Source organism: Kitasatospora sp. NPDC088548 (assembly GCF_044753005.1).
GTDB lineage: Bacteria > Actinomycetota > Actinomycetes > Streptomycetales > Streptomycetaceae > Kitasatospora.
Genome location: NZ_JBIVMI010000011.1, coordinates 144,521 through 156,172, shown reverse-complemented (window position 1 = coordinate 156,172; position 11,652 = coordinate 144,521). Strand labels below are relative to the sequence as shown.

The following is an 11,652-nucleotide window of genomic DNA, read 5'->3' as shown; positions in this document are numbered from 1 at the left end:
GGTGGGCCGTTCCGGGGAGACGGGTCACCGTCGCACCGGTACCGATCGTCGGCGGGAGCGGGGCATCACGGTCGCGCGGGTTCCGAGACGTCACGTCGAGCAGTCTTCCCCTTGTACCGGCCTTCTGTCACATCCGGTTGGCCACGGACTCCGGAAGGGCGGTCGCGGCGGGTCGACAAGATCGGGCAACAGAGGCCAAACCGCCTGGCCGGATCTGCATGACGCGAACACGCCAGGTCAGAGCGGTCGGCCGGCCGGGCCGGAGGGAGCTGCCGGACGGCCGGCCGGAGCCGTCGTCAGAGCAACGGCGTGAGCCAGCGGCGCAACAGCTCTTCATAGCGGTCGGGGTCGGCGTTCCAGAGGGCGGCGTGGTCGGCGCCGGGGAAGGCCTGGAGGCTGACCAGGTCGAAGCGGCGGTCGGCGAGCCGGGCGGCGGCCCGCCAGGGCGCCACCGGGTCGTCGGGGCTGTGCAGCACCATGGTGGGCACCCGCAGGTCGGTGCCCTCGGCGAGCCGCGCGAAGTCGGCCAGGTCCACCCCGGTCCGGCCCTCGGCGGCGAGCGCGCCCGGCCCGGCGGCCGTACGGCCGAACCCGGCCCGGGTGGCGCCCCGGCGGGCGAAGACCGGCCGGTCGAGCACCGGGGAGTCCAGTACCAGGCCGCTGATCGCCGAGGTCCAGGCGGACCGGGCGGCGGTCTGCAGCACCATCGTGGCGCCGAGCGACCAGCCGTGCAGCACGACCCGGCCGGCGCCGCTGTCCAGGGCCAGCCGCACTGCCGCCTCGACGTCCCGCCACTCGGTCTCGCCGAAGTCGTCGAGGCCGTCCGGCGCGGCCGGCGCGCCCCGGTCTCCCCGGTAGGTGACGGCGAGGGCGGGCAGACCGAGACGGTGCAGCACGGGCAGCACCGGGAGCGTCTGCTGCCGGTCGGCGCCCGGGCCGTGCACCAGGATCACCCAGGTGCCGCGTTTGCCGTCGAGCCGCCAGGCGGGCAGGGCGCCCAGCTCGCCCTCGGCGGCGGTCTCGGCGTAGGGCAGGCCGAGCGCGCCGGTCGGGTCGCCGAGGTGGACCCGGGGGGTGAAGCGGACCTCGGTGCCGGGCGTCAGGGCGCCCCGGTCGGCGCGGACCAGTCGGCGGGTGACGCCCTGTTCGTCGGCGTGCAGGATCTCGTCGACCACCGCGTGGCCGCCCTCGTCCCACTCGACGGCCCAGCGGCCGGGGCGGGTGCTCTCCGGGCTGCGGGTGAAGGTGGCCCGCCCGACGGCCAGGCTCCGCACCGTGACGGGGCCCGCCTGCGGCCGGGAAACGGCCGCCGGGTGGAGCATCCGCTGGACGGCCCTGCGCCCGGCCAGCAGTACGGCGGCCCCGGTGCCGACGGCGGCGGCCGCCACGGCGGCCGCGGTTCCCCAACGCATATCGCTCCCCGCTCTGTTGATCGCGGACTGGGCACCCACCAGTCCACTCGCGGGACCGGACCGGGGCCACCGGGCATGGGCCGACCGGGTGTCACGCCGGACGGGACAGCGGGGGCCGCGGCCTCCACCTGCGGCCGGGCGATCGCGCCCTCTCCGCACCCCCGCGACACCGACCCGCGGAGGCGGCGCGCGGGCGGGCCGTGTGACCAACCCCTCCGTGACCTTGGTTGACTCCCGGTTCGGCCGCGTGATGGGATCCTTCAGCCAAACGGAGGCATGCAGAGGAAGCCGGTGCGAGTCCGGCGCGGTCCCGCCACTGTCACCGGGGAGCACGCTCGGATCAATTCCCTCCTTGCCCGCCAACAGGCAGGAGGGGCCCATCGGCGGGCCGTCAGAAGCCGCTGGAGGCTCCGGGGGTGTGTCGGACCCGGAAGCCAGGAGACTCTCGCCGCCGGTACGTCGATCCAGGGCGCGGACCCTGAGTGAGGACACGCACGCGATGCAGGCTGCCCCGACCGCCCGCCCCCTCTGCCGCCCTTCGCCGTGCGCCCGCTGACCCGCGCGGCCGCCTTCGCGCTGGGCGCCGTCGCGGGACATCTCGCCGACGCCCGCTTCGCCGATCCCCGGCGCGGCCACCCGGTGGCCGCCTTCGGCAGCGCGGCGGGCCGGCTGGAGAAGACGCTCTGGCGCGACGACCGCGCCGCCGGCACCGCCTACACCGCGCTCTGCGTGGGCACCGTCGCGGCCGGGGCGGTGGCCGCCGAACGCGCCCTGGGCCGGCGGCCGCTCGGCCGCGCCGCGCTGACCGCCGCCGCGACCTGGACGGTGCTCGGCGGCACCTCGCTCACCCGGGAGGCCAGGACCATCGGCCGCTCGCTCGCCGCGGGCGATCTGACGGCGGCCCGGGAACGGCTGCCGCATCTGTGCGGGCGCGACCCGAGCGCGCTGGACGAACAGCAGATCGCCCGCGCGGTGGTCGAGTCGGTCGCCGAGAACACCGCCGACGCCGTGGTGAACGCCCTGGTCTGGGGCGCGCTCGCGGGCACGCCCGGGCTACTGGCGTTCCGCGCCGTCAACACGCTGGACGCGATGGTCGGCCACCGCTCGCCGCGCTACGCCCGGTTCGGCTGGGCCTCGGCCCGGCTGGACGACGTGGCGGGCTGGCCGGGCGCCCGGCTGACCGCGCTGCTCACCGTGGCCGCCGCGCCCGAACCCCGGACGGCCTGGCGGATCTGGCGCCGGGACGGCTCCGCGCACCCGAGCCCCAACGCGGGCCAGGCCGAGTCCGCGTTCGCGGGCGCGGTCGGCGTGCGGCTGGGCGGCACCCTCGCGTACGGGGAGCGGGTGGAGCACCGGCCGGTGCTGGGCGGCGAGCTGCGGCCGGTGACGGTGGAGGACATCGAGCGGGCCTGCCGGCTCTCCCGCCGGGTGGGCCTGCTGGCCCTGGGCACGGCCGTCGCCGGGCACGCGGCGGTCCGGGCCGCCACAGGAAGCCGGACCGTCCTGGGACGGAAGAAGAGGAGGAGCGCATGAGCAACGCACTGCTGGTCGCCGGGACGACCTCGGACGCCGGCAAGACCGTGGTCACCGCGGGCATCTGCCGCTGGCTGGCCCGGCAGGGTGTCCGGGTGGCGCCGTTCAAGGCGCAGAACATGTCGCTGAACTCCTTCGTCACCGCCGGCGGCGCCGAGATCGGCCGCGCCCAGGCGATGCAGGCGCAGGCGGCCCGGGTGGAGCCCGAGGCGGCGATGAACCCGGTGCTGCTCAAGCCGGGCGCGGACGGCCGCAGCCAGGTCGTGCTGCTCGGCCGCCCGGTCGCCGAGGTGGGCGCGCTGGACTACCGCGAGCGCAAGCCGGTGCTGCTGGAGCGGGCCCTGGAGTGCCTGGCGGACCTGCGCAGCCGCTACGACGTGGTGGTCTGCGAGGGGGCCGGGTCGCCCGCCGAGATCAATCTGCGCGACCGGGACATCGCCAACATGGGTCTGGCCACCGCCGCCGGGCTGCCGGTGGTGGTGGTCGGGGACATCGACCGCGGCGGGGTGTTCGCCGCCATGTACGGGACGCTGGCGCTGCTGTCCGCCGAGGACCAGCGCCATGTGACGGGCTGGTTCGTCAACAAGTTCCGGGGCGACGCCCGGCTGCTGGCGCCCGGGCTGGAGATGCTGGACCGGCTGACCGGCCGCCCGGTGCTCGGCACCCTGCCGATGCTGCCCGGGCTCTGGCTGGACGCCGAGGACTCGCTGGACCTGTCCACCGTGGTGGACCGCGCCGAGGGCCGCGGGCCGGTCGGCGCGGACGTGCTGCGGGTGGCCGTGGTGCGCTTCCCGAGGCTGTCCAACTTCACCGACGTGGACGCGCTGGCGCAGGAGCCCGGGGTGCTGGTCCGCTGGGCCACCCGGCCCGAGGAGCTGGCCGACGCCGACCTGGTGATCCTGCCCGGCACCCGGGCCACCGTCGCCGACCTGGCCTGGCTGCGCGAACGTGGTCTGGAGCCGGCCCTGAAGGCACGGGCCGCCGCCGGGCGGCCGGTTCTCGGTGTCTGCGGCGGCTACCAGATGCTGGCGCGCGGCATCGTGGACGAGGTCGAGTCCGGGGCCGGCGAGGTGGCCGGGCTCGGGCTGCTGCCGACGCGTGTCCGGTTCGGGGCCGCGAAGGTGCTCGGCCGTCCGGTCGGCGAGGCGTACGGGCAGCGGGTCGAGGGGTACGAGATCCATCACGGTGTGGTGGCCGTCGAGGGGGGAGACCCCTTCTTCTCCGACGGCCGGGGCCGCGCTCTGGACGGCTGCCGGGTGGGCGCGGTCTGGGGCACGACCTGGCACGGCGCACTGGAGAACGACGGGTTCCGTCGCGAACTGCTGCGCGAGACCGCCGAGTTGGCTGGCCGGGCGTTCGTTCCCGCGCCGGACACCTCGTTCGCCGCGGCGCGCGAGGCCCGGCTGGACCGGCTGGGGGACCTGATCGAGGAGCACGCGGACACCGACGCGCTGTGGAAGCTGATCGAGGGCGGGGTGCCGGCCGCGGGGTCGCTGCCGTTCCTGCCGCCCGGAGCGCCTGAGGAGGCCGACAAGGCATGAGTGACGTCCGCTACCCCTTCACCGCGATCGTCGGTATGGCCGACCTGCGGCTCGGACTGCTGCTCAACGCGGTCTCCCCGGCCGTCGGCGGCGTGCTGGTGCGCGGCGAGAAGGGCACCGCCAAGTCGACCATGGTGCGCGCGCTGGCCGGCCTGCTGCCGTCCATCGCCACCGTCGACGGCTGCCGCTTCGCCTGCGACCCGGCCGCGCCCGACCCGCAGTGCCCGGACGGCGCGCACGCCGGCGCCACGGCCTCCGGCCGTCCGGCCCAGCTGGTCGAGCTGCCGGTCGGCGTCTCCGAGGACCGGATCGTCGGCTCGCTGGACCTCGAACGGGCGCTCGCCGAGGGCGTCAAGGCGTACGAGCCGGGGCTGCTGGCGCGGGCGCACCGGGGCGTGCTCTACATCGACGAGGTCAACCTGCTCCAGGACCACGTGGTGGACCTGCTGCTGGACGCCGCCGCGATGGGCCGCTCCTACGTGGAGCGCGAGGGCGTCTCGGTGCGGCACGCGGCCCGGTTCCTGCTGGTCGGCACGATGAACCCGGAGGAGGGCGAGCTGCGCCCGCAGCTGCTCGACCGGTTCGGCCTGACCGTGGAGATCGCCGCCACCCGCGACCCGGCGGAGCGCGCCGAGGTGGTCCGCCGCCGCCTGGCGTACGACGCCGACCCGGCCGGGTTCGCCGCCCGGTTCGCCGAGGACGAGCGGGCGCTCGCCGAACGGATCACCACCGCACGGGATTTGCTGCCCAAGGTCGAACTGGCCGATGTGGCGCTGCGTCAGATCACCGCCGTCTGCGCGGCGTTCGAGGTGGACGGGCTGCGGGCGGACATCGTGATGGCCCGTACCGCCGTCGCGCTGGCCGCCTGGGCGGGCCGGACGGAGGTGCTGGAGGAGGACGTCCGCAAGGCCGCCCGGCTGGCCCTGCCGCACCGCCGCCGGCGCAACCCGTTCGACGCGCCCGGCCTGGACGACGAGCAGCTCGACCGGACCCTGGAGGAACACGCCGACCCGGAGCCCGAGCCCGCGTCGCAGCCCGAGCCGCAGCCGGAGGACGGGCCCGAGGGCGGCCCCGAGGGCGACGGACCCGACCCGGACGGCGGTCCGGACGGGGGCGGCCCCGACGGCGGTGGCGGCGCACCCGAGCCGACCGGGCCGACCGGCCCGGACGCACCCGGCGCCGAGGCCCCCGCCCCCGAACCCGGACCGGCCCCGGAGCAGACGCCCGAGCAGGCGCCCGTGCCCGCACAGCACCCCGCCCCCGCGCGCGAGTCCGCGCCGGTGGCCGCCGGGGAGCCGTACCGGACCAGGCTGTTCAAGGTGGACGGCACCGGGCGCGGGGCCCAGGGCCGCCGCTCCCCCGCCGAGACCGACGGCGGCCACACCATCCGCGCCCGGCGCCCGCAGGGGCGGCTGGCCCGGCTGCACCTGAGCGCCACCCTGCAGGCCGCCGCGCCGCACCAGGCGGCGCGCGGGCGGGCGTCCCGCGCGCTGGTGCTGCACAAGGACGACTTCCGCGAACAGGTCCGCCAGGGCCGGGAGTCCAACCTGGTGCTGTTCCTGGTGGACGCCTCCGGCTCGATGGCGGCCCGGCAGCGGATGACCGCCGTCAAGGGCGCCGTGCTCTCGCTGCTGATGGACGCCTACCAGCGGCGCGACAAGATCGGCATGATCACCTTCCGGGGCGCGTCCGCCGAGCTGGCGCTGCCCCCCACCTCCTCGGTCGAGGTCGGCGCCGCCCGGCTGGAGTCGCTGCCCACCGGCGGACGCACCCCGCTGGCGGCCGGGCTGCTGCGCGCGCACGAGGTGCTGCGGGTGGAGCGGATGCGCGACCCCGACCGCCGTCCGCTGCTGGTCGTGGTGACCGACGGCCGCGCCACCGGCGCCCGGGACGCCGTCGCGCAGTCCCACCGCGCGGCCGCCCTGTTCGCCGCCCAGGGCGTGGCGAGCGTGGTGCTGGACTGCGAGACCGGCCCCGTCCGGCTCGGCCTCGCCCGGACGCTGGCCGCCCGGCTCGGCGCCTCCGCCGTTACCTTGGACGAGCTGCGGGCCGAAGGCGTGGCCTCGCTCGTCCGCGACAACCGTGCAACCACGATGCGAAAGGCGGCCTGAACCCCATGCCCAAGGGAGTGCCCGAGAACGTCCCCGACGACGGCCTGACGACCCGTCAGCGCCGTACGCTGCCGATCACCGCCGTGCACACCGGCCCCGGCAAGGGCAAGTCCACGGCCGCGTTCGGCATGGCGCTGCGGGCCTGGAACCAGGGCTGGCCGGTCGGGGTGTTCCAGTTCGTCAAGTCCGCCAAGTGGAAGGTCGGCGAGGAGAACGCGCTGCGCGTCCTCGGCGCCTCCGGCGAGGGCGGCACGGTGGCCTGGCACAAGATGGGCGAGGGCTGGTCCTGGGTACAGCGCTCCGCCAAGATGGAGATGGACAGCGAGGCGGCGGCCAAGGAGGGCTGGGAGCAGGTCAAGCGCGACCTGGCCGCCGAGACCTACCGCTTCTACGTGCTGGACGAGTTCACCTACCCGATGCACTGGGGATGGATCGACGTGGACGAGGTGCTGACGGTGCTGAGGGACCGCCCGGGCAGCCAGCACGTGGTCATCACCGGCCGGTACGCGCCCGAGGCGCTGACCGAAGTCGCCGACCTGGTCACCGAGATGACCAAGGTCAAGCACCCCATGGACGCCGGCCGCAAGGGCCAGCGCGGTATCGAGTGGTAGTCGCAGGTACGTGAACATTCCCCGTCTCGTCGTCGCCGCGCCGTCCTCCGGCTCGGGCAAGACCACCGTCGCCACCGGCCTGATCGCGGCGCTCGCCGCCCGCGGGCTGGCGGTCTCGCCGCACAAGGTGGGCCCGGACTACATCGACCCGGGCTACCACGGCCTGGCCGCCGGCCGCCCGGGCCGCAACCTGGACGCCTTCATGTGCGGGCCGGAGCGGATCGCGCCGCTCTTCCTGCACGGCGCGGCCGGGGCGGACGTGGCGGTGGTCGAGGGCGTGATGGGGCTCTTCGACGGGGCCTCCGGGCGCGGGGAGCTGGCGTCCACCGCGCACGTCGCCAAGCTGCTGCGGGCGCCCGTGGTGCTGGTGGTCGACGCCTCCTCGCAGTCCCGCTCGGTGGCCGCGCTGGTGCACGGCTTCGCCTCCTGGGACCCGGAGGTCCGCCTCGCCGGGGTGATCCTCAACCGGGTCGCCTCCGACCGGCACGAGCACCTGCTGCGCGAGGCCCTGGAGGAGGGCTCCGGCGTGCCCGTGCTGGGCGCGGTGCGCCGCTCGGCGGCGGTCGCCACGCCGTCCCGCCACCTCGGCCTGATCCCGGCCGTGGAGCGCTCGGCCGAGGCCCTGCGGGCCGTCGCGGACATGGGCGAACTGATCGGCCGGTCGGTCGATCTGGACGCGGTTCTGGCACTGGCCCGGACCGCTCCCCCGCTGGACGACGCGCCGTGGGACCCGGCCGCCGAGGTGGCGCCGGTGCCCGGCACGCCCCGGATCGCGGTGGCCGGTGGCGCCGCGTTCTCCTTCTCGTACGCCGAGAACGCCGAACTGCTGACCGCCACCGGCGCCGAGGTGGTGCCGTTCGACCCGCTGCACGCCGACGCGCTGCCCGAGGGCACGGCGGGGCTGGTGATCGGCGGCGGCTTCCCCGAGCTGTACGTCCGCGAGCTGAGCGGCAACACCGCGCTGCGCGGGGCGATCGCCGCGTTCGCCGCCTCGGGTGCGCCGATCGCCGCCGAGTGCGCCGGACTGCTGTACCTGGGACGGGAGCTGGACGGCCTGCCGATGTGCGGCGTGCTGGACACCGCGGCCCGGATGACCGAGCGGCTCACCCTCGGCTACCGGGAGGCGGTGGCGCTGCACGACTCGCCGCTCGGCCCGGCCGGCACCCGGGTACGGGGGCACGAGTTCCACCGCACGGTCTGCGAGCCCGGCGCGGGCGAGCGGCCGGCCTGGGGCTGGCGGCTGCCGACCGGCCCGCGCACCGAGGGCTTCGCGGGCCCGGGTACGGGGGCGGGCCAGGTGCACGCCTCCTACCTGCACCTGCACTGGGCCGGATCGCCACAGCTGGCCGCCTCGTTCACGGCGGCGGCCGCCGCGCACGGTTAGGGTCCCGGGATGGTCCGGCTCAGGTGATCGTCCTCAACGAGGCTGCAGTCGAGTACCGCGACCACGAAGCCGGTTTGCCGCAGTCCAGGCAGGTACGGTCGGGGCGCACGGCGATGGAGCGGAGCCGCTTCGAGGACCTCAGGACTCGACTCTCCCCTCCCTCTCGGCGACTTGACAGTCCTTCACTTCCCCCGTCCAGCAGGGTGAGTGAGGCCGACAGCCGGGTAGGTGACTGTTAGCCTGAACCAACCGCTACGGGAGAAACGGATGGCCCTGATGGTCGGTTCCGAGGGAGTGCGCGCTGCGATTGCCGCGCAGATCGAGGAGTTCGCGCAGGGCGGCAACGGCGCGGGGGTGCGCAGCGTCCTGGTCAAGGCCCTCGGTGACCCCCAACTCACCGTCGCGCACCAGGCAGACCGTGTACTGCCCGCGGCAAGCCTCGCGAAGATGATTCTGGGAGTCGCCCTCTTCGAGTCGGGCGAGCATGGCGACCTCGATCTGGACGCACGCGTCCGGATCGGCGATCTGCCCAGCACGATGTACCCGAGCGTGCTACAGGCGTTCGATCCCGATTCGACCGTCACCATTCGGGAGTTGTGCGGGCTCTCCCTGGTGACGAGCGATAACCCGGCAGCCGAGCACATCCGCTCGGTACTGGGGCAGGACCGGATCGACTCCGCGATCAAGAACCTTCGGTTGAACTCGACGGTCTTTCCGGTCGGCTTCTCCGAGCGGGAGCTCGGGCCGCTGGGACGCGCCAACACCACGACCGCAGAGGACATGATGCGGTTGATCGAGTACATCGACCAGAAGCCCCATTTGGAGCCGCTCCGCCGCTACCTGGTCAACTACCTGCGGAACGACAGGATTCCCTCCCGCCTGGACGATGACGTCCCGGTTCGGCACAAGACCGGCAGTCTTCGAGGCGTGGTCAACGATGCCGGCATCGTTCTGCATCCGTACACCCCCATCGCCATGGTCTTTCTGACGGATGGTCAGTCAGATAACGTTCGCACGGCGCAGGAGATCGGGGAACTCTCCGATCGGATCGTCCGAATCATCACAGACGGGGCAACGCTCTGACGCTGCCTGCGGGGGTCGCACATGGCTGTGTCGCGGGAGCAACAACTACGCAAGGTCCTGGTGCTGGTCAACGTCCTGGCGCTGACCACGGGCCTGGTGTGTGTCGTGGCCGCTTCACTGCTGACCCACCAACAGGTTCTCGCCACCGTCCTCAGCCTCATCGGCGGCGCCTTCGTGTCGGCGGCAGTGGTGACCCTGGCGATCGGATCGCTCACGGTACGCGAGACCACCGAGCAGGTGGACAGCGCGGTGCTTCGCGGCATGCAGGACGTCCTCGGCCCGGTGCGCGATCCGCTGTTCTCCGGGGCACTGTCCGCCTATCGATACGACTGTCTGCTCTCACCTCCGCCGACAGGCGACTCTCACCCCGACTACGTCTATCAGAGCTTCCGAATCTCCTACCGGATCGAGACCCTCCCCAAGACGGTGACCATCGCGTGCCTGGCCTCCAACGATGACGCCGGTCTGGATGGTTTCACTGGACCGGAGTGCCTGTTGCGTTGGATGATCGACGACAACCTGGACCCGGACGACCCCGAAATTTTCACCATCGGGGCGGTCCGCGTGGACAACAGGGACTTGGAGCGCAAGCCTCCGACTCACGAGACAGTCTCCGGGGGAAGAGCCAGGATCGACCAGTTCTCGGTACCGCACGACGCTCAGGTAACAGTGGGTCATCTCGTCGAGTTGAGCATCACCGCGCGCAAGTACGTGGGCAACGATCGAAGGATCCGTGTCCAGGCTCAGGTGTTCCGCCATGTCACCGACGCCGAGTACCGGCTCGTCATCGACCCGGCGCTCAGGCCGACCCGCCTGAGTATCAACGCGTCGGAGATCAGCGCGCTCGGCGCTGCCCACGGTGCCAGCGTCCGGGCCACCTTCCCCGCGCCGTTCAACAACTCGGCCGGCCTGATCCAGCTCCCGTTCCCTCTCCAGCCCGGAAGCGTCATGGCGTTCACCATCGATCGCGATGTGTCCTGAGCAGCCCGTTTCAGCTACCGAGTGATCTCCATCGGCGGCCTGCTGCGCCAGGCGTTGCCGGTCCTCGGGTGGCAGCCGCCGGTCCTCGGGTCGGGTTGAGGGAAGGGTCCCCCTCAGCCGGTGGCGCGGACGTAGATGTCGGCGGCGCCCGGCAGGCCTCCGGGGACGGTGGCGACGTAGATCCGGCGGCCGGTGGTCGGGCGGGCGTCCGGGGGTGCCGGGGTGGGGGTCGGGGTGGGAGTCGCGGTCGGAGCCGGGACGGGCTCGGGCTCGGGCGTGGCCGGGGCGGGGGTCTGCGTCGCCCCGCACGGCTCCGTCTCCTCGTCCCCCCTCCCGTCGCCGTCCTCGCCCGCGCACTCGCTCGGGCCCGCGCCCTCGGCCTGGAGGCCGGGCGGGGCCGGGGAGACGACGGGCCCGGTGTCGGACGCGCTGCCGGGCGCGGCCGCCGGTACCGCCGCCGTGGGCGCCGGGTCCGGCGGGGCGTCGGGGGCGGACGACGGCAGGTCGGTCCGCGGCTCCGGCAGTTCCGGCGCCTCGGCCGGTTCGTCGCCGCCGAGGGCCTCCGCCAGGTCGGGCGGCAGCGGCGCGCTGGGGCCGGGGGCGGGCAGGTCGTAGGTCCGCAGGAAGTCGCCGACCCCGACGTTCCGGCCGCCGCCGAGCCGGTAGTGCAGATAGGCCACCGGAACGCCGTCCGCGGTGCGCGTGTACACCGCCCCGACGGGCACGTAGTACGGCCCCGCGCCCGGGTGCTGGGACGGATGCAGGCCGGCCAGCAGTTCGGCGCGGTCGCGGTCGGTCTCGGGCGTCTCCCGGCCGAGCGTCAGCGCGTTGACGCCCCGGACCATCAGCGCCGCCGCGACCGCCACGCAGAGCACCAGCCCCACCGCGACCGTGCGCCGCAGCACCGGGCGCCCGTGCAGCGCCGGCCAGGAGTCGCTGGGCATCCGCTCGCCCGGCGCCCCTCCCGACAGCCCGCCCGTGCGCGCTCCGCCCGGC

9 protein-coding genes and 1 riboswitch are annotated in these 11,652 nt (G+C 74.5%); of the genes, 7 read left to right on the top strand and 2 right to left on the bottom strand.

What is annotated here, in order from left to right; translation table 11 throughout:
• Positions 1-296: 296 nt before the first annotated feature.
• Positions 297-1,412 carry an alpha/beta hydrolase family protein gene (locus ACIP82_RS16740; protein ID WP_400653968.1) on the bottom strand — a complete coding sequence of 372 codons (1,116 nt, stop codon included), beginning with the start codon at positions 1,410-1,412 and terminating at the stop codon, positions 297-299.
• Between the two features lie 280 nt (positions 1,413-1,692).
• A riboswitch (cobalamin riboswitch) is annotated at positions 1,693-1,857 on the top strand.
• 98 nt (positions 1,858-1,955) lie between these two features.
• Between ACIP82_RS16740 and ACIP82_RS16735 the strand changes: the two genes are divergently transcribed.
• The 7 genes from ACIP82_RS16735 to ACIP82_RS16705 all read left to right on the top strand — a co-directional run bounded on the left by ACIP82_RS16735 (position 1,956) and on the right by ACIP82_RS16705 (position 10,656).
• Positions 1,956-2,945: a cobalamin biosynthesis protein gene (locus ACIP82_RS16735; RefSeq protein ID WP_400653966.1), complete on the top strand. Its 990-nt coding sequence runs from the start codon at positions 1,956-1,958 to the stop codon at positions 2,943-2,945.
• Positions 2,942-4,486: a cobyric acid synthase gene (locus tag ACIP82_RS16730; protein ID WP_400653964.1), complete on the top strand. Its 1,545-nt coding sequence runs from the start codon at positions 2,942-2,944 to the stop codon at positions 4,484-4,486. Before ACIP82_RS16735 ends, ACIP82_RS16730 begins: the two co-directional genes overlap by 4 nt.
• Entirely contained in the window at positions 4,483-6,597 is a 2,115-nt protein-coding gene (locus ACIP82_RS16725; protein ID WP_400653962.1) for a putative cobaltochelatase, read from the top strand. Before ACIP82_RS16730 ends, ACIP82_RS16725 begins: the two co-directional genes overlap by 4 nt.
• 5 nt (positions 6,598-6,602) lie before the next feature.
• On the top strand, positions 6,603-7,208 hold the full coding sequence (gene cobO, locus ACIP82_RS16720; protein ID WP_400653960.1) for a cob(I)yrinic acid a,c-diamide adenosyltransferase: 606 nt from the start codon (positions 6,603-6,605) through the stop codon (positions 7,206-7,208).
• 10 nt (positions 7,209-7,218) lie between these two features.
• Entirely contained in the window at positions 7,219-8,592 is a 1,374-nt protein-coding gene (locus tag ACIP82_RS16715; RefSeq protein ID WP_400653958.1) for a cobyrinate a,c-diamide synthase, read from the top strand.
• Positions 8,593-8,859: 267 nt separating this feature from the next.
• Positions 8,860-9,675: a serine hydrolase gene (locus ACIP82_RS16710; protein ID WP_400653956.1), complete on the top strand. Its 816-nt coding sequence runs from the start codon at positions 8,860-8,862 to the stop codon at positions 9,673-9,675.
• Positions 9,676-9,735: 60 nt separating this feature from the next.
• Positions 9,736-10,656, top strand: coding sequence for a hypothetical protein (locus ACIP82_RS16705; RefSeq protein ID WP_400653954.1), 921 nt, complete (start codon positions 9,736-9,738; stop codon positions 10,654-10,656).
• 113 nt (positions 10,657-10,769) lie between these two features.
• Here the strand turns inward: ACIP82_RS16705 and ACIP82_RS16700 are convergent, their stop codons facing one another.
• The gene (locus ACIP82_RS16700) at positions 10,770-11,600 is read right to left on the bottom strand and encodes a hypothetical protein (protein WP_400653952.1); all 831 of its coding nucleotides are present in this window, start codon (positions 11,598-11,600) and stop codon (positions 10,770-10,772) included.
• Positions 11,601-11,652 lie beyond the last annotated feature (52 nt).